This window comes from Pseudofrankia asymbiotica (genome assembly GCF_001983105.1).
GTDB lineage: Bacteria > Actinomycetota > Actinomycetes > Frankiales > Frankiaceae > Pseudofrankia > Pseudofrankia asymbiotica.
On sequence record NZ_MOMC01000044.1, the window covers coordinates 1 to 23,573 of the forward strand.

Annotated in this window: 18 protein-coding genes and 1 pseudogene; 11 read left to right on the forward strand and 8 right to left on the reverse strand. The window is 71.0% G+C overall.

Annotation, left to right across the window (positions count from 1 at the left end; all coding sequences use genetic code 11):
* Together BL253_RS21295 and BL253_RS45860 are read left to right on the forward strand one after the other, a co-directional pair.
* On the forward strand, positions 1-367 hold a 367-nt coding region (locus tag BL253_RS21295; protein WP_158230388.1), incomplete at its 5' end, for an IS66 family transposase.
* A gap of 192 nt (positions 368-559) precedes the next feature.
* Positions 560-724 (forward strand): hypothetical protein, encoded by a 165-nt coding sequence (locus tag BL253_RS45860; RefSeq protein ID WP_198946342.1) that lies wholly within the window; start codon positions 560-562, stop codon positions 722-724.
* Positions 725-992: 268 nt separating this feature from the next.
* Here the strand turns inward: BL253_RS45860 and BL253_RS21300 are convergent, their stop codons facing one another.
* From BL253_RS21300 to BL253_RS21310, 3 genes and pseudogenes are all read right to left on the reverse strand, one after another.
* Positions 993-2,333, reverse strand: coding sequence for a nitrate- and nitrite sensing domain-containing protein (locus tag BL253_RS21300; RefSeq protein WP_241834998.1), 1,341 nt, complete (start codon positions 2,331-2,333; stop codon positions 993-995).
* A 9-nt stretch (positions 2,334-2,342) separates the two neighbouring features.
* Positions 2,343-3,111, reverse strand: a pseudogene (locus BL253_RS44810) (serine/threonine-protein kinase); the annotation flags it as partial.
* 160 nt (positions 3,112-3,271) lie between these two features.
* A complete protein-coding gene (locus BL253_RS21310; protein ID WP_081438527.1) occupies positions 3,272-4,648 on the reverse strand; it encodes an FAD-binding oxidoreductase in 1,377 nt (458 codons plus the stop codon).
* Positions 4,649-4,967: 319 nt separating this feature from the next.
* Here BL253_RS21310 and BL253_RS41845 point away from each other — a divergent pair, with 319 nt between their 5' ends.
* From BL253_RS41845 to BL253_RS21320, 3 genes are all read left to right on the forward strand, one after another.
* A complete protein-coding gene (locus BL253_RS41845; RefSeq protein ID WP_131831536.1) occupies positions 4,968-6,335 on the forward strand; it encodes a MurL-like N-terminal domain-containing in 1,368 nt (455 codons plus the stop codon).
* Positions 6,259-7,629 (forward strand): UDP-N-acetylmuramoyl-L-alanine--D-glutamate ligase, encoded by a 1,371-nt coding sequence (murD, locus tag BL253_RS21315; protein ID WP_081438529.1) that lies wholly within the window; start codon positions 6,259-6,261, stop codon positions 7,627-7,629. Before BL253_RS41845 ends, murD begins: the two co-directional genes overlap by 77 nt.
* A gap of 91 nt (positions 7,630-7,720) precedes the next feature.
* A complete protein-coding gene (locus tag BL253_RS21320) occupies positions 7,721-8,464 on the forward strand; it encodes a purine nucleoside phosphorylase YfiH/LACC1 family protein (RefSeq protein WP_076818907.1) in 744 nt (247 codons plus the stop codon).
* Here BL253_RS21320 and BL253_RS21325 read toward each other — a convergent pair.
* On the reverse strand, positions 8,436-9,380 hold the full coding sequence (locus BL253_RS21325) for a phosphatase PAP2 family protein (RefSeq protein WP_081438531.1): 945 nt from the start codon (positions 9,378-9,380) through the stop codon (positions 8,436-8,438). The two genes, BL253_RS21320 and BL253_RS21325, sit on opposite strands and share 29 nt — an antisense overlap.
* Before the next feature lie 479 nt (positions 9,381-9,859).
* Between BL253_RS21325 and BL253_RS21330 the strand changes: the two genes are divergently transcribed.
* Positions 9,860-10,729, forward strand: coding sequence for a class II glutamine amidotransferase (locus BL253_RS21330; RefSeq protein ID WP_076818908.1), 870 nt, complete (start codon positions 9,860-9,862; stop codon positions 10,727-10,729).
* A 47-nt stretch (positions 10,730-10,776) separates the two neighbouring features.
* Here BL253_RS21330 and BL253_RS21335 read toward each other — a convergent pair whose 3' ends face one another.
* Positions 10,777-11,163: a VOC family protein gene (locus BL253_RS21335; RefSeq protein ID WP_076818909.1), complete on the reverse strand. Its 387-nt coding sequence runs from the start codon at positions 11,161-11,163 to the stop codon at positions 10,777-10,779.
* Between the two features lie 222 nt (positions 11,164-11,385).
* On the opposite strand from BL253_RS21335, the gene BL253_RS21340 reads away from it, so the two are divergent.
* The 4 genes from BL253_RS21340 to BL253_RS21355 all read left to right on the forward strand — a co-directional run bounded on the left by BL253_RS21340 (position 11,386) and on the right by BL253_RS21355 (position 15,934).
* Positions 11,386-12,222, forward strand: coding sequence for a helix-turn-helix transcriptional regulator (locus BL253_RS21340; RefSeq protein ID WP_241834980.1), 837 nt, complete (start codon positions 11,386-11,388; stop codon positions 12,220-12,222).
* Between the two features lie 260 nt (positions 12,223-12,482).
* A complete protein-coding gene (locus BL253_RS21345; protein ID WP_241834981.1) occupies positions 12,483-13,805 on the forward strand; it encodes a cytochrome P450 in 1,323 nt (440 codons plus the stop codon).
* Between the two features lie 102 nt (positions 13,806-13,907).
* The gene (locus tag BL253_RS21350) at positions 13,908-14,939 is read left to right on the forward strand and encodes an enoyl-CoA hydratase/isomerase family protein (protein ID WP_076818910.1); all 1,032 of its coding nucleotides are present in this window, start codon (positions 13,908-13,910) and stop codon (positions 14,937-14,939) included.
* A 287-nt stretch (positions 14,940-15,226) separates the two neighbouring features.
* Complete coding sequence (locus BL253_RS21355; protein ID WP_076818911.1) at positions 15,227-15,934, forward strand: TetR/AcrR family transcriptional regulator; 708 nt, start codon at positions 15,227-15,229, stop codon at positions 15,932-15,934.
* Positions 15,935-16,158: 224 nt separating this feature from the next.
* Here BL253_RS21355 and BL253_RS21360 read toward each other — a convergent pair whose 3' ends face one another.
* From BL253_RS21360 to BL253_RS21370, 3 genes are all read right to left on the reverse strand, one after another.
* Positions 16,159-17,706 carry an MFS transporter gene (locus BL253_RS21360; protein WP_076818912.1) on the reverse strand — a complete coding sequence of 516 codons (1,548 nt, stop codon included), beginning with the start codon at positions 17,704-17,706 and terminating at the stop codon, positions 16,159-16,161.
* A gap of 228 nt (positions 17,707-17,934) precedes the next feature.
* Complete coding sequence (locus tag BL253_RS21365) at positions 17,935-19,935, reverse strand: ATP-binding cassette domain-containing protein (RefSeq protein WP_241834982.1); 2,001 nt, start codon at positions 19,933-19,935, stop codon at positions 17,935-17,937.
* The gene (locus BL253_RS21370; RefSeq protein ID WP_081438533.1) at positions 19,932-22,109 is read right to left on the reverse strand and encodes an ABC transporter permease; all 2,178 of its coding nucleotides are present in this window, start codon (positions 22,107-22,109) and stop codon (positions 19,932-19,934) included. Before BL253_RS21370 ends, BL253_RS21365 begins: the two co-directional genes overlap by 4 nt.
* 61 nt (positions 22,110-22,170) lie before the next feature.
* Between BL253_RS21370 and BL253_RS21375 the strand changes: the two genes are divergently transcribed.
* Positions 22,171-23,406 carry an ABC transporter substrate-binding protein gene (locus BL253_RS21375; protein ID WP_241834983.1) on the forward strand — a complete coding sequence of 412 codons (1,236 nt, stop codon included), beginning with the start codon at positions 22,171-22,173 and terminating at the stop codon, positions 23,404-23,406.
* Positions 23,407-23,573: the final 167 nt, after the last annotated feature.

The following is a 23,573-nucleotide window of genomic DNA, read 5'->3' on the forward strand; positions in this document are numbered from 1 at the left end:
CCGCAACCACTACCTCGGCGCACTCGCCCGCGGCGAGACCGACAACCACGGGAAACGGAACCCGCTCGCCGCCGATGCCCGGACCCTGATCCGCCGGTTCCGCGCCTACGAGGACCTGATCCTGCGGTTCGCCACCGACCTGACGGTCCCGTTCTCGAACAATCTCGCGGAGCGCGACGTCCGGCCGGTCAAGGTCCAACAACGCGCCTCCGGCGGCTGCTGGCGCACCCTGGAAGGCCTCGCCGACTTCGCGATCGTCCAGTCCTACCTGTCCACCGCCAGCAAATGGGGCCTCGACACCCTCGACGCCCTCACCCGGCTCTTCACCACCGGCCCCTGGCTACCACCAGCGGCACAACCCGTCTGATGACCAGCACAATCAGCTACGACGCCAGCTGAACAGCTACCCCAGGTCCGCAAATACGGCCTCGGACTCGTCTTCGCGACCCAGGCCCCGAAAGGGCTCCACAACCGAATCCCGGGCAACGCGGCGACCCAGTTCTTCGGTCGGCTGAACTCGCCGGTCCAGATCGACACAGCCCAGGAGATGGCAWAGGTGATGGGCGGCGACGCCCCCGACATCGGCCACCTCGGCGTCGGCGAGTTCTACGCCGTCAGCGACGGCGTCCCGTTCCAGCGACTCACCACACCGCTGTGCCTCAGCCACCACCCGGCCAGCCCGCTCGCCCCCGAGGAGGTCATCGCCCGAGCCAAGAGCTCCTGAATGGATGATTCGATGACTCTCCATAACTGATGATCGCTGCCGTGTCGAGCGCGCCGTCGCGCCCGGTATGGGCTCGTTGCGTCGTCCGACGCGCGACAATTCGGAGAATGCGTCGCCCATCGCGGCTGGGACCGGAGCGGGTTCGCGGCTCAGCCAAGATCATCGACATGGTGGGGCTTGACGACGACGACTGGGGCGATGCTTCGTCTGACTGGCGGTCAGGATTGGCCGTCGCGCCTGTGCCGTCTTGGGCCGGCCAGCAGCTCAGCTACCTCATGTGGCCGGCTCGATGAGCCAGCCTCGCCTGCGCTTCCGCCTGCCGCTCCGTCCTCCCAGCGGCGACTCGCTGCGCCCGTTGCTGGCGTGCCGCGCGAAACGCCAACAGCGCCAACAGCGCGACCGCAAGCGTGATGGCCAGCGCGGTGGTCCCGGCGGCGAGCCACACCTTGGTCCGTGTCGACGACGCGAGCGAGTCAGCGCGGTCGGTGAGGTCGGCGGCGATCTGCGCCTGGAGGTTGCGTAGCTGGTCGATCTTGGCGTTGGCGGCGGACAGCCAGTCGGGCCCAGTGACGTCGGCGGTCTCACCGGTCTRCACAGCGCGCAGCGCCCGGTTCTGCAACGAGGCCACCGGGCCGAGCGTCGGTCCGACGATCTGGTCGTAGAGCTGGCGCTGGTTCTGGTCGGCGTAGACGTCGAACTGGCTGACCCACGCCGCCTCGGCGCCGCTCGCTGCTCGGATAAGGCCGAAGCTGTCTGGGTCGAGGCGGTGCAGGATCAGCAGGCTACTGATGTAGCCGCGCTGTTGGGCCGACTGCTCGGCGACGTTGCTGATCGCCGTCAGGGCGGCGACGGTGCGGACCACCTCGGGGTCGGTCGTGCCGACACCGGACTGGGCCGGAGTGACGGCGAGCCAGGCGTTCACGATGCCGTTGAAGACATCCGAACCCGTGCCACGTCTCAGGGCGTGTGTGTCGATCTGGCGACGCAGCTCGGGCAGCTTGCCGGTCTCGGTCATGGCGGCGCCGACGGCGGCCCGCAGACGTGCGTCGTCCGGCAACGAGACGGTCGCGCTCCTAGCCTCGGCATAGGTCCGGTCCACTGGTGTGCGGGAGGCCGCGGTCTCCGCCGCGAGCGCGTGATAATCCGAATTGATATATGCCGACGACGCATAGCGCTCCTGGGACAACGCCCGCACCAGCGCGTTCACCTTCACGATGAACTCGGCCGCCGTTTTGCCCTGGCTCGCCGCGCGGGCCGCGCCTACCTGTTCATGCAGCGTAAACCCGCTCAGTCCCGCGAGCGACAGCAGCAGCACAAGCAGCCCGCCCGCCAGCCAGGACCGAATCGGCGAACTGCGGGTCCTCCGCCGCCCGGCCGCTCTGCGCCTGTGCGGTGTCGGTCCCGTTCCGCCATTCGGTCTTCGTTTCACGCGCGAGAGGGTGACCGTGGCCGGCGTCAGCGTGACCGGCTCGCGCGCAGCAGGTACGGCCTCGGCAGAGGAAGCCAGCTGGTAGGCCGCACCGGAGGCCGCGGCGGCCGCGAAATACGCATCGCCGAGGTAGTCGAGCAGTTCAGCCGCGGTGGGGCGGTCGGCAGGGCTCTTCGCCATGGCGTGGGCGACGAGGGGACGCAGGACATCGGGAACACCCTTGAGATTTGGTATGTCCTCAATGATCTGGCGCATGACCGCGGGGATCGTCGCGCCATCAAACGGCGCATAGCCCGTCGTGGCGAACACCAGTACCGCCCCCCAGGCATGGATGTCCGCGGCGGCGGTGACGACCTGGTTGAGGGCCTGCTCCGGTGCCATGTACGCGGGGGTACCAATCATGCCCTGGGTCTGCAGCGAACTCGCGTCGAGGGYGCGCGATACCGARGTCGATGACACGAGTGCCGAACGGTGACAGCAGGATGTTGCCGGGCTTCAGGTCGCGGTGGACGACACCGGCCTCGTGGATCGCGCGTAATGCGGCAGCGACCGCCCTGGCGAACCATTCCAGTTGGGTCGCGGACAACGGCCCCTGATCGTGAACCCGCGCGGACAACGTCGGCCCGTCGATGTACTCGGTCACCAGATAAGGCCGGCTGCCCGACGTGTCAACATCGAAGACCGCGGCGGTATACGCATGGTGAACGCGCTGAGCGGCTCTGGCCTCGTGCTCGAAGCGTCTCCGGAATTCCGGGATGCTCGCCAGATCAGGCCGGATCACCTTGATCGCTACCAGCGGTCCGTTAGCTTGGGAGCCAGTTCCGCCGGGCGCGAGGTGATCTTCGGCGCGGCGGCCGAGGTAGACGCTGCCCATGCCGCCATGACCTAGCCGGCCCAGCAGAACATAGGGGCCGAGCCGAGACGGATCGAACTCGTCGAGCGGGGCCGCCAATGGCATGCCGACCACGCCACCCCCAGTGAAGACCCCGCCCGTCCAGGCCCGCTCAAGACCAGGAAGCTGTCGGCACGGACGATATCCCAGCGGTACCACCGCCCTCGAACCCACTCGATTACCCGACGGTCACCAGGCCTCGGCGTCAGGGACCGGTATAGGCGCCTCAGCGGGGTAGGACGCTGGGGTTGAGAATTCCCGCTGGGTCGAACGCGGCGCGGATGCGGGCGAAGAGTGCCCGTTCGGCGGCTGTACGGGAGAGCGGCAGCCAGGCGGCCTTCAGCGCGCCGATGCCGTGTTCCGCCGAGATCGAGCCGCCCAGGTCGGCCACGAAACCGAAGACCGCGTCCTGGTGCCGGCCGTCCGCCTCGGCGCCCGGGGCGATGTTGACATGCACGTTGCCGTCGGCGACATGGCCGAACGTGATGACCCGCGCGCCTGTGTCCACGGCGGCCACCACGTCGCCGATACGCGTGGCCAGCTCCACCCAGCGGGCGGCCGGGACCGAGACGTCGAGTTTGAGGGGCGGCGCCAGGAAACCCGCCGCTTCGGGATGGCGCTCCCGGTACGCCCAGAGGCGGGCACGCTCGGCCGCGCCGCTGGCGACGGCGGCTGGCAGGTCGCCGGCCAGCTCTGCGAGGGCCTCCATCGCGCCGGCGTCACTGACCTCAAGCAGCAGATAGGCGTCGGTGGGCACGCTCAGCGGCGGCGTCAGGTCGGTGTGCCGTAGCAGGACGTCGAGCCCCGTGCTGGTGAAGAACTCCGCCGAGACCAGCCCGGGGATCTCTCGGACGGCCCTGACCGCCAGGCTGTGCAGGTCCGCCAACCCCGGCAGCCCCAGGAGCGCGACGACCGGATCGCGCGGGCGCGGCACCAGCCGCAGGCGCGCCTTCGTGACGACCGCCAGGGTGCCTTCCGAACCGGCCAGCAGGCTCGGGTAGTCATAGCCCGTGTTGTCCTTGACCAGCCCTGACAGGTGCGACAGGACCGTGCCGTCCGACAGCACCGTCTCGATGCCCCGGATCTGCGCGCGCATGGGCCCGTAGCGCAGGACGCGCAGGCCACCCGCGTTTGTGGCGATCGCGCCGCCCACGGTCGCGCTGTGGCGGCTGGCGATGGCCACCCCGAAGTCCAGGTCGGGATGCGCGTCCGCGAGCCGCTGGAGAGTCACACCGGCCTCGGCCGTCACCTGCGTCGCGTCCCGGTCGACCGGGCCGAGACGGTCGAGGCGCTCCAGGCTCAGCACGAGCTCGCCGGAGCGCGGCACCCCGCCGCCGACCAGGCCGGTGTTGCCGCCCTGCGGGACGACGGGCATGGCCGCCGTGGCGCACAGCGCGAGCACCGCGGCGACCTGGGCGGTATCCCGCGGCCGGACGACGGCGGGGGTGAGGCCTCGGTACCGGCCGGTCCAGTCGACCGAGTACCCGGCGGTCCGCGAGTCCGTCAGCACGTGCTCCTCGCCGACCACGTCGACCAGGGACCGGCGCAGAGCCGCCGGGAGCCCGCGACGGGAACCCGATCCGTCGACGGGTGGCACTGCCATCGCTCGCTCCTTGCCTGGGTTCCCCTTCCGGCACCCACATTCTGGGCACCCGAGCGTGGTCGGACATATCGCTCCACCCGAATCCGCACGCCCGGCCATCGTCACCCACCGTGACAAGGGGCCTCCGTCCACCACGCTATTGATCAGGCGCRGGCCCTCCTATTGACCCAAGACTCCGCCCCGCGAGCCGGCCCAACCAGCAAGATCCGGCATCCGGCCTGACCAGCAAGATCCGGTACCATCTCCTAGACTGCGGACCTACCTGACGTCGGTTATGGGAAGGTAGAAGCTTGCGCGGCAATCAAGGTGGAGGTAGTCGATGAGTAGTCTGCCCATGGTTATCCGCCAGGTTGGAGAAGAGGGGCCGCCGCGCGGGGACCGGTTCGTCTACCAGGGGTTCGACATCGATGCCGGCACGGGTACCGTCCGCTGTAGGTACAGCACCGACACCGACGACTTCACCGAGGTGTTCACGTTCTCGCCCGACGGCGGCTGGGACAGGCCGGAGGTGCGGGCGGCCGCAAGAATACTGTTCCTGGCCGCGGGCGTCTCCTACTACAAGACGACGGCCGCTCGAATCATCGACCTCGGGCCCGCCGGGATGTCCAAGATCGAGGAGCGGTTTCTCCGGGCGTATTACTTTCACGGCCTTGGTGAGTATGCCTTCAAGAACCGGCTCGACCTGAGCGACATCGAGTTCAGCGGCGATCTTCGCGACCCCTCCCCCGGCCGTTACCGGAGTGTGAGCCGCAGGCCGCTGATTCCCTTCGGCGGCGGAATCGACTCGATCGTCACGACGGAACTGATGGCGCCGTACAGCACGGACGCCGCCCTGTTCATCGTCAATCGACGGAACGACAGGTTCTCCGCGATCGAGGCTCCCGCCGCGGTGACCGGCCTGCCGATCGTGCGGGCGGAACGAGAGCTCGACCCGAAGGTCCTGGCGCCGACGAGCAGGACCGGCTATCTGAACGGCCACGTCCCGGTCACCGGCGTCCTGTCGGCGGCGGCCGTGCTCGCGGCGGTCCTCGGTGGCCGCGACGCGGTCGTGATGTCGAACGAATGGTCGGCGTCGTCCCCGACCGTGATTCGTGACGGCACGCCCGTGAACCATCAGTGGTCGAAGTCGGAAGAGTTCGAGACGCTCTTCCGCGAGGTCGTGTCCGAGAGCCTGGGAGACGGACTCCAGTACTTCTCACGCCTGCGCTCGTTCAGTGAGCTGAAGATCGCCGAGATATTCTCGTCACTCGAGCGTTATCACCACACCTTCAGAAGCTGCAACAGGGCCTTCGCGCTCAAGCCACAGGACCGGTACGAGAAGTGGTGCGGCGAATGCGACAAATGCTGCTTCATAGACCTGATCCTGGCACCGTTCATCGAGCCCGAAGCGCTGCGCGAGGTATTTTCCGGCACGGAGCCGCTTGATCGCGTGGAGCTGCTGGACCGGTTTCGGACGCTGGTCGGGACGATGCCGGACTCCAAGCCGTTCGAGTGCGTGGGTGACCAGCGGGAGTGCATAGCCGCGGTGAAGCTCGCCGTGAAGAACCCGAGGCGGAAAGGGCAGCGCGTCCTGGAGGCCATCGACAACGAACTAGGGGAGCCGGCCACCGGTGTCGAAGAGCTACTCCGCCCCATCGGACGGAACTTTGTACCCGACACCTACGCGTCCGCGACTGAGGTGGTCTGACCTCTCCGGCCGGCGAGTCGGTATCTGGGGATTCGGCACGGAGGGCCGCGCGAGCGTCGCCCGCCTTCAGGCGATGGGAACCACGCCGGCGGTGATCGTTGATGACCGCGACGTCGAAGGCGGCGGCGTGCCGGTCATGAGTTTCGACCGCGGCGGCCTGGAGGCTCTCGCGGACTGCGACGTCATCATCAAGACGCCGGGCGTCACCCGCTACTCCACAAGATTTCGCACGCTGGCGGACAAGGGAATCCCGATCGTCGGAGGTCTCGCCCTCTGGCTGGAGGAGCGCGACCTTTCCCAGGTGGTCTGCGTGACCGGCACGAAGGGCAAGAGCACGACGTCGGCCATAGTCGGCCACATGCTGCGTGGGCTTGGAAAATCCCCTTTCGTGGGAGGCAACATCGGGCTGCCTCCCTGGGATCCCAACGTCGACCACGAACGCCATGACTGCTGGATCATCGAGACGTCGAGCTACCAGGCCACGGACGTGAGCGTGTCACCTCCGGTCGTCGCGGTCACCTCGCTCTCGCAGGACCACATCGACTGGCACGGAGGATCGCCGGAGAACTACTACAGGGACAAGCTGTCCGTCTGCCGGCAGCCGGGGGCGGACCTGACCGTCGCCAACGGCGATGACAAGCTGATCCGGGATCGGAGCGGACTGCTGGGTCCCAGGGTTCTATGGGTCTCGTCGGCCGAGGCTTCGCCGTCCTGGATCCGCTCGATCAAGCTTCCCGGAAGCCACAACCAGATGAACGTCCTCATCGCCGCGGCCTGCGTCCGAGCGATGGGGGTGGCCGGCGCGGACCGGGACGAGGCGCTTCAGGACGCCCTCCGGGGGTTCGAGGGCCTCGAGAGCCGCCTGAACCTGATCGGCGAGGCCGGCGGCGTCACGTTCGTCGACGACAGCCTCTCGACAAACGTCCTTCCGACCCTGGCGGCGCTCGACTCGTTTCCGGGTCGCCGCATAGCGCTGATCGTCGGCGGCTACGACCGGCAGATCGACTATGCCCCTTTGGGGGTCGCGCTGCGTGACCGAAAGCACCCGACCGCGGTCCACACGCTTCCGGACAGCGGTCCGCGCATCCGGGCGGCGATCGAGGCGGTCGACGGCACCCCTCCCGTCACCGATCACGACGATCTGCGGTCCGCGGTGCGCGCGGCCTTTGCCTGGGCGTCGCCGGACGGGATCGTGCTGCTGTCCCCGGCGGCACCCAGCTTTGGGCATTTCGCGGACTACCGCGACCGGTCGGCGGCGTTTCGGCGAGCCTTTGACGAGTGCGCGCGAGGCTGACATCTCCGGCACGGCTCGGCGGCGGCGTCACTACAGTGAGCGGGTGGATCCGAGTCTCGCGCCGCGGCCATTCCCCTTCAGCGGAGCCGACGTGACCGCCGTCGTCACGACGAGGCACGGCGGAGTGAGCTCGGGCAGCTACGCGAGCCTCAACCTCGGGGACCGCGTCGGGGACGACCACGAGGCCGTGCTGGAGAACCGGCGACGGGTCGCCGACGCGCTCGGCGTGGACCGGCTCACCGTGCCCGACCAGCGGCACACGAACCGGGTGGCCGTTGTCGGCCCGGCGCTGGCCGGCCGCGGCCATGAGGGTGCGGCGGACTCGGTCGCCGCGTTCCCCGCGACCGACGCGCTCATCACGGACCTGCCCGGCGTCGCGCTCGCGATCACGGGGGCCGACTGCACTCCGGTGGTGCTGTTCGACCGCGGCCGCCGGGCGATCGGAGTGGCGCACTGCGGCCGCGCCGGCACCGTGCTCGGCATGCTGCCGAGGACGATCGAGGCGATGACCGCGACCTACGGCACAGAGCCCGGTGACCTGCTCGTCGGCATCGGCCCGGCGATCGGCGCCGCGAGCTACGAGATCGGCGACGCGCAGGCGGCGGAGGTCACGGCCGCGTTCGGCGACGCGGGCCTTCTCACGCCGACCCGCCCCGGCCACTGCACGCTCGACGTCGTCGGTGGCCTGCGCATCCAGCTGCGCGCCGCCGGCGTCAAGGACGCCAACATCCACGACATGGCCATCGACACCAGGACCTCGACGGACATCTTCTTCTCCGACCGAGCGACCCGCCCGTGCGGCCGTTTCATGGCTGTGGCGGTCCTCCCGGCCTGAGCTCTCGCCGGCCCGGCGCCCCCGCTCGCGTGGCATCCGCTGGACGGGCGGTGACCGGACCGGCCGCGGTCGCGGTGGCCGGCCGGACGGCCACCGACGGCGTCGTGGGCAGCCGCGCCGCGAGCTGGCTGGTTCGGCCGGGCGTGGTGATCCAGATCGCGCCGACGACCAGCAGGCCGCCCACCATGCCGTCCATCCAGTAATGGTTGCCGGTCAGCACGACGACGAGCGTGGTGACGACTGGCTGGGCGAGCGCGAGCCACCGCGCCCGGGACCGCAGGATCGTGACGACCCCCCACGCCTCGAGGATCGCCCAGCCGACGTGCATGCTCGGCATGGCCGCGTACTGGTTCGCCGAACCGCCCGTCGGCGACGGGTACGGCGACGGGCCGATGAGCCGGCCGGTGTCGACGATGCCGACGTCCGGCAGCACCCCGGACAGGAAACGCGGGGGCGCGAGCGGGTAGGCCAGATGAATCACCAGCGCGGCGCCGGTCAGCGCGATCAGCGCGTTGCGCACCCGGGCCCAGTGATCACGGTGGCGCAGCAGTACCCAGGCCAGAAAGACAATCGACGCCGGGAAATGGACATACATGTAGAACCGGTTCGCCAGCTCCACCAGCGTGGTCGAGTGGAGGGCCAAGTGCTGCACGGACTCCTCGCTCGGCAGGCCGAGCGCCCGTTCCAGATGCCAGACCTCCCGTGCGTGCCCCAGCGCGTCGCTCTCGTGCCCGGCCGCGAGCTGCCGCCCGAGCCGGTAGATCTTGAACAGCCCAGCGAGCAGCAGGGCCTGTCCGAGGACATATCCGAGCCACCGACCGAGCGACCGCGCCCGTCCCAGCGGCTCGTCGGCGGACGGCGACGAGCCCCTGTCCGCCGTCTCCTGCCCCCCGGCACCCACCACCGCCGCGCTCATCGCGCTCCTCCTGCTCGCCCGCTCGCCTCGCCGCCGCCGCCGCTCACGCCAGGCCGCGCGGGCCGGCGTGAGCGTGGACCCCGGGTGTTCTGTTCATGTCTGGTTCGTGAACTCCAGGGTTGCACGTTCGGGACTTACCACCATCAGGCGGGTAAAACACCCGGCGACGCGGGCGGCCGACCGCGGACGGGCCAGGTCAGACGCACCGGGTCAGGCGGATCACGGCACGCCGGCCGGGCAGGCGAGCACGGCCCGGTCCGCGATGGGACGGTCTTCGGTGGTCGGCTGGAGGTGGGCCGGCCGGCAGTGAGTCAGCCGGCAGTGAGTCAGCCGGCGGGCCGAACCGCCGCCTCAGCACGAAAGGCTCGTGCGCCGACTCACGCGGGCCGATGCCAGCGGGAAGTGCCAGGGTGCCGGTAGCCAAGGCCGTCACCCGCTGGGACCGGCCACCCGGATTCCGGCGAGGAGCGCGATAGCGTATGTGTCGTCTGTTCGGTATGAGTAGTTCGCCGCGGCGTACTCGCGCCACCTTCTGGCTGCTCGACGCCCCCGACAGCCTCAGCGACCAGAGCAGGCGTGAGCCGGATGGCACCGGGCTCGGCTACTTCGACGCGGATGGCTCCCCGCGGCTACTCAAGGCACCCATCGCCGCCTACGAGGACCGAAGTTTCGCCGAGGCGGCCAGGCAGGTCGAGTCAGCGACATTCCTCGCCCATATCCGTTTCGCCTCCACGGGAGGAGTGGAAAAACGCAACACCCACCCCTTCGAACAGGAAGGTCGCCTGTTCGCGCACAACGGGGTAATCGAGGGCCTGACCGAGCTGGACGCCGAGYTCGGCGCCGACCTGTCGGCGGTGAAAGGCGACACCGATTCCGAGCGGTTCTTCGCCCTCATCACCCGTGAGATCAGATCGGCCGGCGGCGACGTGGCCGCCGGCATCGCCCGCGCCGCCCGCTGGGTCGCCCAGCGCCTGCCCCTGTATGCCCTCAACATGATCATCACGACCTCGCGAGGGCTGTGGGCGTTGCGCTATCCCGACACCCACCCGCTGTACGTCCTCGAACGCCGCGCCGGCGGCCATCACGGCGACCGGCATCTCGACCACAGCGGCACCGCCGGCCACATGCGCGTCCACTCCCGCGACCTGGCCGACGTTCCCGCGCTCGTGGTCGCGAGTGAGCGCATGGACGACAGTCCTGCCTGGCGCCTGATGGAACCCGGCGAGCTCCTCCGCGTCGGGCCTGACCTGCGTGTCACCCGCCAGATCGCCCTTCACGACGCGCCCGTGCACCAGCTCTCGCTGGAGGACCTCCGGCCCGAGGCCGCGGCGTCGCAGCAGCACGGATAGCGGACCGGTGGCCCCGGTCCGCTATCCGCGAGGTCATGCTCGGCCTGCTACCGGCCGAGCATGACCTCGAGCGCGATGTTGTCCGGGTCGCGGAAGGTGAGCAGCCAGCCATAGGGCAGCTCCCGCTTCGGCGTGAACGAGGCACCCACCGCGGTAAGGTTTTTCTCGAGCTCGTCGAGGTCGGCCTCTGTCTCCACGGAGAACGAAAGATGATCCAGCCCGGGACGTTTCTCGTCGAACGGCTCCACGACGCGCTGGTCGTGTTCGCGCAGGACGAGGCTCAGCCCGCCGGGAAGAACACCGTGCGCGAAGGACGTCGTGTCTCCACGGTCTCGAAGCAGCTCCTTCCAGCCCAGAACCTCGGCGTACCAGGCGCAGCTTCGATTCAGATCCGTCACCGTAAGACCCACGTGTGACACCCCGCTCGGCGGCATTCGATCCTCCAGGTAGGCGAGTCGACGGCCGCCCAGCTTCACGCTGACYGACCGGGTTGAGTCCACGGCAGGACGCCGGGTCCGCTCGAGACCTCGGACGTGTGGCCATCGGACCCAACCGACTGTAGGCAGGAGAGACCGCGGATGTACGACCTGGACGGCCTTCCTCGGTACCGATCCGGCCGCGCTCTGGAGCATGACGAGAGGACCTACGATCGCGTCGTGACCGCCGCGACCGCCGCGACCGCCGCGCCGCTCATCGCGATGCGTCGGCACGTCGCCGTGGCCGCGGGCACGGTCGAACACCACGCCACCGATGCCATCTCGTACTGGCATCGCCACGACCTGCACGAGATCGAGTACGCCGTATCCGGTTGCGCCGAGATCCGCACCCCCACCACCCACTACCTGCTGCCGCCGTCCTACGCGGCATGGGTGCCCGCCGGAGTCGAGCACTCGCCCCTGCTCAGGGACGTGACCACCATCGCGGTGTTCTTCGACCCGGCCGCCTTCCATTTTCCGCACGCGCGGGCCGCCATCATTCCGGTGCCGCCGGTATTGCGCGAGATGATGAGGTACGCCACCCGGTGGCACATCGRCCGGACCCACGATGACGCGGAGGCCAGCGGCTTCTTCACCGCGCTCGCCGGCGTCGTCCGCCGCCAGCTCGCGTACGAGGCGCCGCTGTCACTGCCGGTCTCGGACGATCCCGTCGTCCGGGATGTGATCGCCTATACCGCCGCTCACCTGGCCGATGCCCGGTCCGCGGCGGTGTGCCGTGCCGTCGGAATCTCCGAACGTGTACTGCGTCGACGGTTCGCTCTCGTCCTGGGCCAGACCTGGCAGGAGCACCTTCGGCAGGCTCGGCTGTTTCGGGCCATGGCTCTGCTGAGCACGTCGACGATGTCGGTCAGCCAGATCGCCACCACGGTCGGATTCGGTAGCGCGAGCGCGTTGGCCCGTGCCTTCCGGGCGTGGACGGGAGAGACCCCCTCCGCGTATCGCGACCGGTCCCTCACCACGGTCGGCGCGGATGAGGGCACTCCGAACCGGGCGTAGAGCGGATGGTCGACGGGCTCGCCTGAATCAGGGCGTGCCAGCTCCCCCGTAGCCGTCATGGGCTCGACGGGTTCTCCGCCTGGTCTGGCCCTCAGCGGGCGCGTGCCTGACCCGCCGGCCGCCCGGCGTCGGTCACGCGCTCCCTTGAACGCGCGGGCCGCCTATGACGTACTTGCCAGCCAGTGTCACCGACGTACTTATCAGTCTGTGTGTTGTATGTAAACTGACGACGCCTCGTACCGCCGGCCCGTGGGGGATTGATGGCGACGGACAGCACCGCGACTCGCGGCACGACGACTGACAGCACGGCGGCCGGTGGCACGACACCGGACGGCGGGGCGGGGAACCGCGCCCCGGCCGACCACAGGCCGGGCGAGYTCCCCGAGGACAAGCCCGACACCCGTCTGATCAGCGGCGACTTCTGGGGGGACGACCCGCATCGCGGGCTGACCTGGCTCCGGGCCAACGACCCGGTCCACTGGGATCCGGACGGCGAGATCTGGGGCATCACCAAGTACCAGGACGTCCGCGAGGTCTCCAGGAATCCGGAGATCTACTCGAGTGCGGGCGGCTTCCGGCCCGATGTCAGCGGCTTCCCGATGATGATCGAGATGGACGACCCGGCGCACTGGCACCGTCGCAAGCTGCTGAACAAGGGTTTCACCCCCCGGCGCGTCCAGGACCAACGGGCCCRCATCCAGACCGTCTCGCACGCGCTGATCGACCGGGTGTGCGAACGCGGGGAATGCGACTTCGTCTGGGACGTCGCCGCCTGGCTGCCGCTCATCGTCATCGGCGACCTGCTCGGCGCGGTGCCCGAGATGTATCCGGACCTGTTGCGGTGGTCCGACGACATGATGCGGGGCCAGGGTCAGTTCGACAACGCGGAGGCCGCCGAAAAGATGATGACCGCCGCCGCGGAGTACTCCACGTACTTCACCGCGGTGCTGGCGGACCGGCGCGCGCATCCTCGCGACGACCTGCTCGGCGTGCTGGCCCACGCCGAGGTCGACGGCGACCGGCTCGACGACGAGTCGATGTTCTACGAGTCGCTGCTCCTGCTGATCGGCGGCGACGAGACCACCCGCCACGTCATCACCGGCGGGCTCTACCAGCTGCTGGTCGACCGGACGAACTGGGAGCGGCTGCGCGCGAGCCGCGCCCTGCTGCCAACCGCCGTCGAGGAGATGCTTCGCTGGGTCAGCCCCATCCGGAACATGGCCCGCACGCTGACCAGGGACACGACACTGCGCGGGAAACAGCTTCGCGAGGGCCAGAAGCTGCTACTGCTCTACCCGTCGGCCAACCGCGACGAGGAGATGTTCGCGGACCCGTTCCGGTTCGATATCGAGCGCAGCCCGAACGAGCACCTCGCCTTCGGYCTGGGCACRCATTTCTGCCTGGGYAACTCGCTCGCGCGCCTCGAGCTGAGCATTGTTTTCGACACACTGCTCGACCGGCTGCCCGATCTCGAGCTCGTCACTCCCGACGAACCGGCGCTGCGCCCGGCGAACTTCGTCAGCGGCTACGAGTCGCTCAAAGTCACCTTCACACCGACGAAGCCGGTGGGTGCGACGCTGTGATCGGTCGAGCGCCGACGCGAGACGCCAGCGACGTCGCGGACAGGCACTCACCGGTGCGGAAGCCCTCGACCGGAATGGCGCCTCGGGTCGACACTGCAGGGCATGCCTGAGACCACCGCGGCGCCTCACGCCACCCACGAGCCGGAGTCCAAGGCTGCCGAACTCAAGGTTGCCGAACTCAAGGTTGCCGAGTCCCAGCCCACCGGGTCCGAGTCGGCCGAATCCGAGCCCGCGGAGTCCGCGGAGCCCGCGTTAGGCGCGGCTCCCGAAGCGGCGGCGCCCACGACGTCGGGTGACCTGCTGCTGACGTCCACGACCGGTCGGGTGCGGCTGCTCACCCTTAACCGGCCCCGACAGGCGAACGCCTTCAGCTCCGGCCTTTACCTGGCCGCCGCCGAGGGGCTGCGCGCCGCGGCCGGCGACGACGCGATCGGCGCCGTCGTGCTGACCGGCGCGGGCAAGTACTTCTCCGCGGGCACCGACCTGGTCGAGATGGCCGCCCAGGCGTCCACGGTCGCCGCGGGGAATGCCGAGACCACCGAGACGGCGAAGGCGACGAAGGCCACCGAGGAGACGGAGGCCGCGGGCACGACCGGCGGCGGTCCCTTCAACGCCTTCCTGGACGCGCTGACGACATTCCCGAAGCCGCTGCTCGCGGCCGTCAACGGCGTGGGCGTCGGGCTTGGCCTGACCATGCTGGCCCACTGCGACATCGTGCTCATCTCCGAGGAGGCTCGCCTCCTGGCGCCGTTCACCACGATGGGCGTCGCTCCGGAGGCCGGCAGCAGCTACCTGCTGCCTCGCCGGATGGGCCGGCAGCGGGCGGCGCGGGCCCTGCTGGCGGCGGAATGGATCTCGGCGGCGGAGGCGGTGGAGACGGGCCTGGCGCTGCGGGTCTGCCCGGCGGAGACGCTGCTGGCCGAGACGTTGGCGCTCGCCTCGACGATCGCCGACAAGCCGCTCGCCTCCGTCCTCGCGACCACCCGGCTGATCCGGGATGCCGAGCGGGCAGGCATCGAGCGCGCCCGGCAGGCCGAGAGCACCGCCTTCCGCGAACTGATGCGTCGCCCTGACCTGGGCACCGCCATCCTGGACCGGCTCGGCCCGTCCACCGGCGACGAGCGGCGGAGCTGACGGCGCAGGCGCAGGCGGAGGCGGAGGCGAGGCAGCCAAGGGGGACCCGCAGGACCCCCGCAGGACCCGGCTGGCCCGACGCGGGCCGGCCCGGCAGGGCTAGCCGCGCACAGCGCGTCCGCCGCGTTCCAACAACAATTCCCGCTTATTCCACATACCCATAGTCACGCAACCCGCCGGCACGTTGGCGGGGCGGATAGGCTGTAGATTTCCTCGGCAATAGCATGACGCGTTGCCTAACAGGCACGACGCCTCCGACGCTGCCACGTCCGATACAGAGGAGAACGGTGGAACCGATCCGCGAGCGCGCGGCCGACGCGCAGCCGCGGCCGGTCCGCCGCGCCCCCTGGTCGGGCCGCTCCCCCGCCGCCGCCGCCGAGTCGGCCCGCGAAAAGATCATCGACGCCACGTTGACCTGCATCCGGCGGCACGGCCTGGAACGCACCTCGATCAGCGCGATCGCGACGATCGCCGGCGTCTCCCGCCCGACCGTCTACGCGTACTTCGAGACCCGCGAGGCGCTGGTCTCGGTCGCGCTCGAGCAGGCGGGCGCGTCGATCGCCGAACGGGTCGTCGTCGCGGCCCGGCGCCGGTCGAAGACGGCCGGCGACTTCGCGGTGGAGGCACTGATCGCCGCCCGCCGGGAGTTCCGCGCCGAGCCGGCGCTGCACCCGATCAGCCAGGCCCCGGCGGACCCGTGGGCCGCGAACGAGGCGTTGTCCGAGAACTCGCTGGAGATCGCCAGGGCCATCCTCGAGCCGATCACCAGCTACGACCCGTCACTCGAGTCCCGGCTCGACGAGATCACCGAGACGCTGATCCGCTGGCTGCTCTCGCTGCTCATCTTCGACAGCGACCGCACGTCCAGCGACACCAAGCTGCGCGCCTACCTACGCCGCAGCGTAGTCCCGGCGATCCTTCCCCCCGACTCCCTGGAAGGCTCCGCCGAGCCCGGTGACGCCGAGCCAGCGGACACGGCCGCGACCAAGGACTAGAGCACCGCCCAGGTGATCGCCGGGTCCGGGTTGTCATCGTCGCGAATGCGGTCAGATCACGACGCTGGCAACACGGTGGTGGCGATCAAGGCTGGGCGCATGTTCGCGGCTACGCCACTGGCCGGCACCCGCGGGCCCATCCCCACCGACCGCGCGCCCTGACGCGCCTCGCCGGGGCGGCGCCGGAAACCTCAGCGCCACGCACGCCCGGCGAGGCGCGCGGCTCAGGTCGTCGACGGGACGGTCTCGCGTTCGTCCGTCCGGCCGGCCCCGGCGGCCTCCGTCGACGCCGCCGCCCTGACGGGGCGCATGAGGATCAGAACGAGGATCGCGGCGAGGACGCCGACGGCGCCGGCCACGGCGAACGTCGCCTGGACGCCGCTGACGGCCGCGGCGTGCGCGGCGGTATCGAGCGCGGGCCGGGCATCCGGCGGGACGGCGTTCAGCAGGCCGGGGGTCTGCCCGCCGGCGATGGCGTGCGCCGCCGGGCCGCTGCCCGCGGGGATGGGCTTGCCCGCGAGGGTGTCCTGCGCGCGGGCGACGAAGACGCTGCCGAGCGCCGCGATGCCGAAGGCGAAGCCCAGCTGGCGCATGGTGTTCACCGCTCCGGCGGCCATCCCGGTGCGCTGGACGGGCACCAGGGACATGGAGACCGATCCGAGCATCGGGGTCGTCATGCCGACGCCGATACCGATGATCGCAAAGCCGGGAATCAGGGCCGGCCAGCTGGCCGACCCGTGCACGAGCAGCGCGACCACGAGGCCGCCGACGCCGATGAACGCGAGCCCGCTGCCGATCACCAGGTCCGGCCGGCGCTCGTGCAGGATCCGGCCGAGCAGCGCGGAGACGAAGAACGCGGTGATGGACAGCGGAATGCCGGTGAGGCCGGCCTCCAGCGGGCTCATCCGCAGCACCGACTGCAGCCAGATCGACGTGTAGGTGAAGGCGGAGAAGGCGGCGAACGTCATCAGCAGGCCGGCGACCAGCACGCCGACGAACGAGCGGTTGCGCAGCAGCGACAGCTCGAACATCGGGTGCGACGAGTGCGCCTCCAGCGCGGCGAACGCCGCCAGCAGCACCACCGTCCCGCCCAGCAGCAGCCAGACGCCCGCGTCCGACCAGCCGTCGTCGTTCGCCCTGATCAGCGCGTACGTGGCGGCGGCGGCCGCGGCGGTGAAGCTGACGATGCCCGGGACGTCCACCCGGACGCGCAGCTGCGCGCGCGCGTCCGTGAGGACCGTCAGCGCGAGCACGACGGCGACCGCGCTGACGGGCAGGTTCACGAAGAAGATCCACCGCCAGGAGATGTACTCGGTGAGCACCCCGCCGACGATCGGACCGATGGCCGACGACGCCCCGGCGACCGCTCCCCAGATCCCATAGGCGGCGCCCCGGTCCCGGCCCGTGTAGGAGGCGTTGAGCAGCGGGAAGTTGGTCGCGAACATCGCGGCGGCGCCGATGCCCTGGACGGCGCGCGCCGCGACCAGCAGCCCGTCGTTCGGGGCGAGGCCGCACATCAACGACGACAGGGCGAACACCACGAGCCCGGCGACGTAGGCGCGGCGGTGCCCGACGATGTCCGCTATCGAGCCGGCACCGAGCACCAGCGCGGCCAGCGCGAGCGCGTAGGCGTCGATGACCCACTGCAGCGCCCCGAAGGACGCGTGCAGGTCGTCGACCATGCTCGGCAGCGCGACGTTCACGATCGTGACATCGATCAGCAGCATGAACGTGCCCAGACAGACCGTCAGCAACGGCAGCCACTTGCGCATCGTGATACCTACGATTCCGGCGAGACAGTGGTACGCGGTTGGGCCCCTCGTGGGCGGCTYGGTCTCTCAGCATGCTCCACGGGTCCGACAAGTCGGCCGTTCCGGGCGGCCGATCACAACTCATGACCGTGTCTGGCGGGAACGACACATCCGCCGATCCATCCGGGCCGGGGCGGAGCAGGACCGGGACGACGCGGAGCCGGACCGGGGCGGGCGAAGGGTACGCCTTCAGTCGGGCGGTTGCGYGGTCCCGCCGAAGTAGCTCTCCTCGATGAGCTCGGGATGGGCGGCCAGGTGCGCGGCGTCCTCATGCAGGGCGATGCGGCCGCGGTCGAGGACGTAGGCCCGGTCGGCGACCCGTAGCGCAAGCGAGACGTGCTGCTCGACGAGCAGCACCCCCAGGCCGGTCTCGTCGGCGACGCGGCGCAGCGCGGCGAGCAGCGGCGGCACGATGYCGGGCGCGAGGCCGAAGGAGAACTCGTCGACCAGCAGCAGCGCGGGCCGGCGGACCAGCGCGAGGGCGAGCGCGAGCTGCTGGCGCTCGCCGCCCGAGAGCGCGCCGGCCGGCCGGCCGAGCAGCGCGCGCAACGCCGGGAACAGCTCGAGAACGGCCGCGATCCGCTCCCCGGCCCGCTGGGAGCCGACGGACGGGGCGGTACCGGCGCGGGCGGCGTCACCACGGGCGGAATCAGCGTGGGCGGCGTCACCACGGGCGGAATCGGCGCGGGCGGCGTCACCGCCGAAGAGGTTGACGCCAGCGCCAGTGCCAGCGGCTGGGGCGCCAGCACGCGGGGCGCTGGTGCCCGCGCCAGTGCCAGCCGCGGTGTCGGAACCGGCCCAGCCAGCCCCGGCGGCGCCACGCGGCGCGGGATGGCGGACGGCCAGCCGCAGGTTCTCCCGGACGGTCAGGGTCGGAACCGAGCCATGCCCCTGGGGCACGACAGCGAGCCCCCGCCTCGCGAGCCGGTCGGGAGTCGCGCGCCGGGTGGGCGAGCCGAGCAGCGTGACCGTGCCGGTGACCGGCGGCAGCAGCCCGGAGATCATGCGGATGAGCGTCGTCTTGCCCGCGCCGTTCGGGCCGAGCAGAGCGACGATCTCTCCTGGGCGGACGGTGAGCGAGACGTCGCGCACGACCGGCGCCCCGGCCGGGACGCCACCGCCCGCGAGGGCGAGCACGCCGCGGCGCCGCCCGCCGTAGCGCCCGACGACCCGGTCGACCTCCAGCAGCACGGGCGGCATCGCCCGCGCCGCGGCGGAACCGGGCTTCGCCGGCGTGGTGTCGCCGGCGGGCGCCGGCCGGCGGGGCCGCGGCGGGGTGGCCGTGTCGGCGTCGCCCGGCCCGGTGCCCAGGTAGGCGCTGCGCACGGCGGGATGCACCCGGACCCGCTCGGGCGGTCCCTGGGCGACCACCCGTCCGCCGTCCAGCACGACCACCTCGTCGCAGACGGAGAAGACGAGCTCGACGTCGTGGTCGACGAGCAGCACGCCTATCCCGGCGGCGGCCAGCCCGCGAAGGCGGGCGGACAGTGTCGCCCGTCCGGGTACGTCCAGGCCCGCGGCCGGCTCGTCGAGCAGCACGGCCCGCGGTCTGCCGGCGAGCGCCCGCCCGAAGGCGAGCGCCGCCCGCTGGTCGTGCGTCAGCGTGTCCGGCATCCGGCCGCCGACCGCGGCGAGGTCGATCCCGCCGCGCCCCGCGCGGGCGAGCCCGTCGGTGATCGCCGCGCCGATGGCCAGCGGCCCGGTGGCGGGGCTGATGGTGATCGGTCCGGTGGACGCGGGCCCGGCGGAGGAGACCGCGAACGCCAGCGACGAGGACAGGGCCGGGCTGGCGGGTCCGCCCGCGCCGCTGCCGGCGACGGCGAGGTTCTCGGAGACCGAGAGGTCCTCGAACAGCTCCAGCGACTGGAACGTGCGGGCCAGGCCGCGCCGGAACCGCTCGTGCGGCGCCAGCGACTCGATCCGGGCGCCGTCGAGCAGGATCGACCCGTCGGTGTCGGCCCCGGGGACGAAGCCGGTGATCGCGTCGATCAGGGTCGTCTTGCCGGCGCCGTTCGGGCCGATCAGTCCGATGATCGTGCCGGCTGGCACGACGAACGACACGTCGTCGACGACGGTCACGCGTCCGTAGCGGACGGTGAGCCCGTCGACGGCGAGCCCGCGCTCGGGCGCCACCAGCGCCCCCATGTTCGGCAGTGACCCACGCGCCGACCCACTCGCTGACCCGCTCACCGGGCGTCTCCCTCCGGCGTCGCCCCACCGGCCACGCCAGTTCCGGGCCGCTGGTCACCCGGGGTCCCCGGCTCGCCCGCGGGGGCGGCCCCGGCCCGGGAGTCGGCACCGGCCGGCGGGGCCGGTCCTCTCGACGGGCCCGTCCTGCTCTCCGGCCTCAGCTGGGCGGCGATGCCGCGCGCCCCGCCCGACCGGACGCCGCCGCGGCCGGCCCGGTGCGCGCCGGCCGTCACGGGCACCGCCGGGCGCCGGTAGGCGAGTCCGGCGGGCCGCAGCACCGCGAACACCACGACGGCGAGCCCGCAGATCAGCGACTGGTAGTCGCCCAGGCCGGCCAGGTCGTCGAGCGCGGTGAACACCAGCCCCCCCGGCACCAGCAGCCCGGCGACCAGCGCCCCGGACACCGTCGTCACCCCACCGACCGCGACGACGGCCAGGAAGAACAGTGAGGCGGTGACGCCGAACGAGTCGAAGGACAGGGTGCCCTGGCCGTAGCCGAGGAGGCAGCCACCCAGCCCCGCGATTCCGGCCGAGATCCCGAACGCGAGGACCTTCGTGCGCCGGACGTCGACGCCGGCCGCCGACGCCGCTCGCTCGTTGGCGCGGACGGCGAGCATCCGCCGCCCGAAGCGGGAGCCGCGCAGCCGGACGACGCCGTAGCAGCAGGCGGCCAGCACGACCAGCGACAGGAGCCCGTACTGCACCCGGGGGAAGCCGGGGCCGTTGAGCCCGAAGTCAATGCCGAACACCTTCGGCGCCGGCACCTTGGTGCCGCCGAGCCCACCGGTGATCAGCGGGTTGGCGAACACCGCCTCCTGGATCGCGACGCCGGCGGCGAGCGTGATGACCGCGAGGTCGATGCCGCGCACCCGGCGGGCGACGAGACCCAGCAGCAGGCCTACGGCGGCGGCCACGGCCGTCGCGAGCAGCGGCGCGACCGGGAACGGGATGTGCAGGCCGCGCTGCAGGCGGGCGAGCAGGAAGCCGGCGACGCCGGCGATCGACATCTGCGCGAGCGAGAGCTGGCCGACGTAGCCGACCAGGACGACGAACGACAGGCAGACGACCGCGCCGGCGAGGCTGCGTTCCAGGCCGAGCCGGTAGGTCCCCTGCAGGAGGAACAGCGCGCCGGCGCCGACGGCGACGCCGGCGAGCAGCGTGAGCGCCGCGCGCCGCGCCCCGGTCGGCGGCCCCACCGGTGGCAGCCGGGTGGTGGCCGCGGCGGTCGTGACCCTGCCCGGCACCAGCTGCCCGCGCGAGACGGCGACCCCGATGAGCAGCAGCAGTGGCAACAGCTCGCGAAGCCCCGGCTGGTCGAGCCAGCTCACGTCCTGCCGGACCTGGAGCAGCACCGACTGGGCCATGCCGAGGGCGAGCGCGCCCGCCACGGTCGCGCCGAACGACGACAGGCCGCCGAGCAGCGCCGCGGCGAGCGCGGGCACGACGAACAGCGAGAACGTCCCGGGGTTGAGGGACGAGACGGGCGCGATCAGGATGCCGGCCGCCGCCGCCAGCACCGCGGCCACCACCCAGTTCGCGGCGGCGATCAGCTCGGTGCGGTAGCCCCACAGCGCGACCGTGTCGGGGTCGGCGGCGACGGCCCGCGTGGCGAGCCCGAACCGGGTCCACCGGGACACGGCCCACAGCACCAGCCCGGCGGCGATGGCGAGCGCGGCGAGCAGCAGCCGGTCGCTGGGGACCGTCGTGCCGAGCACCTTGACGGGCCTCTGCGTCAGCACCGGGTCAAGGGACCGGCTGTCGGTACCCGACGGGCCGGAGACGAACTGGATCACGGCCACGGCCTGCAGCGCGATCATCAGCCCGACGGCGGCCACGACGGCGGTCATCGGCGGCGCGGAGCGCAACGGCCGGAACACCAGCAGATAGCCGATCAGCCCGAACAGTCCGGCGAGCACCAGCGAGACCGKGAAAGCCAGGATGAACGACGGGTGGTCGGTCAGATGAATTCGTGGCGGCACGCCGACGATGGGGAAGACGATGTCGCCGACCTCACGCAGCTCGGCGTACTGGTACGTCGCATACATGGCGAAGGCGCCGTGCGCCACGTTGACCACGCCAGATGCCCGATAGGTCAGCACGAGGCCGAGTCCGAGTGCTGCGTATACGGCCCCGGTGCCAAGCCCGAGAACCAACGCGGCTAGATACGTGGACACACCTGTCCCCAACCTCGACTCGACCGCGCCCGGCTGCCGACGGGAGTGTAGCTTCCTGGGCGTGATCCGTTTTGGGCGTGTTCTCGCGGCTGGCTGCGTAGCGCTGGTGATGGTTCTCGCCGGGTGTACGAGCCAACGCGGAGGGGATTCGGCGGGCGACGGCACGGGCAGCGGGACGCCCGCCGCCGGGCCGACCGGGCAGCCGCTGCTGCTCGGCTATGTGACCCAGGAAAACAGCTCCGTCGGCTCGTTCCCGGAGACCAGGGTCGCCGCGGAGGCGGCAGCCGCGTACGCGAACGCGGACCTGGACGGGGTCAAGGGCCGGCCGGTCAAGCTGGTGACCTGCGCGACGAACGGCTCGCCCGAGTCGTCGCAGGGCTGCGCGAACAAGCTCGTCGCGCAGCACCCGGTCGCCGTCATCGGTGGGATCGACGTCGGCGCCGAGGCGGCGATGGACGTCTACAAGAACGCCGGCATCCCCTACGTGAGCGGCTCGCCGCAGCTCAACGGGGAGCTGAACTCCCCGAACTCGTTCTCGCTGACCGGCGGCACCGCCGCCGAGCTGATCGGCATCACCGACTACCTCACGTCGGTGAAGAAGGTCCACAGCGTGCACGCGCTGTACGTCGACCTGTCCGGGCTGCTCAGCATCGCGATCAACTACTCGAAGCAGATTCTGAACAAAAAGGGCGTGACGGACGTCACGCTCACCTCGGAGAAGGCTGACGCCGCCGACTTCGCCCCGGCCCTCAGCAACGCCGCCAAGGGCAATCCCGACGCGATCGTCGTCGTGTTCCAGGCGCAGGCCTGTGCCCGCATCGTCCAGGCGGCGAGCGCGCTCAACATCAAGACACCGATGTACCTGATCGGTTCCTGCGCGAGCCCCGCCGTCGCCAAGGCGGCCAACGGGCACACCGACAACCTGGTCTTCGCCTCCGGCTACCTGCCGGCGACCGACGGCGACAAGGACCCCGCCGCCGCGGCCTTCGCCAAGCGGGTGCCGGCCGAGCAGCGGACCTCCGGTTCTGAAGGCTCGTTCTCGGCGGTGCTGGTGGTCCGCAACCTGCTCGAGACCCTGCCGGACCCGACGCCGGCGGCGCTGACCACCGCGCTTAGGGCGACCACGGAATACCCGAACGTCATGGCGCATCCGTTCACCTGCGACGGCAAGCAGATCAATCTCCTGCCGTCGATCTGCAACTCGGCCGTGCGCCTGCTCACCTGGAACGGCAAGGGGTTCACGGACCTCACCGGCAACTGGGTCGACGGCCGCAAGCTCCTCGACCTCGTCAGCTGACGCCTGGTCCCACGGGTCGAAGAGCGCGCGAGGCTTCGCCATGACCGCGCACTCTTCGGCCTGACCAACTCGAACCAGCTCGAACCCGCTCGCCCCTCGGCGGCCCCGCCCACAAGGGCCGGGCCGCCGAGCCGTCTCACCTGTCCTGGCGCGGCTGCTCGGCCTCC

Bases quoted from the DNA above. Each gene is read 5' to 3' on its own strand.
- BL253_RS21350 (WP_076818910.1), top strand. From the start codon at position 13,908: ATGCCTGAGACCACCGCGGCGCCTCACGCCACCCACGAGCCGGAGTCC.
- BL253_RS45860 (WP_198946342.1), top strand. From the start codon at position 560: ATGGGCGGCGACGCCCCCGACATCGGCCACCTCGGCGTCGGCGAGTTC.
- BL253_RS21325 (WP_081438531.1), bottom strand. From the start codon at position 9,380: ATGAGCGCGGCGGTGGTGGGTGCCGGGGGGCAGGAGACGGCGGACAGG.
- BL253_RS41845 (WP_131831536.1), top strand. From the start codon at position 4,968: ATGAGTAGTCTGCCCATGGTTATCCGCCAGGTTGGAGAAGAGGGGCCG.
- BL253_RS21335 (WP_076818909.1), bottom strand. From the start codon at position 11,163: ATGCCGCCGAGCGGGGTGTCACACGTGGGTCTTACGGTGACGGATCTG.
- BL253_RS21360 (WP_076818912.1), bottom strand. From the start codon at position 17,706: ATGCGCAAGTGGCTGCCGTTGCTGACGGTCTGTCTGGGCACGTTCATG.
- BL253_RS21310 (WP_081438527.1), bottom strand. From the start codon at position 4,648: ATGGCAGTGCCACCCGTCGACGGATCGGGTTCCCGTCGCGGGCTCCCG.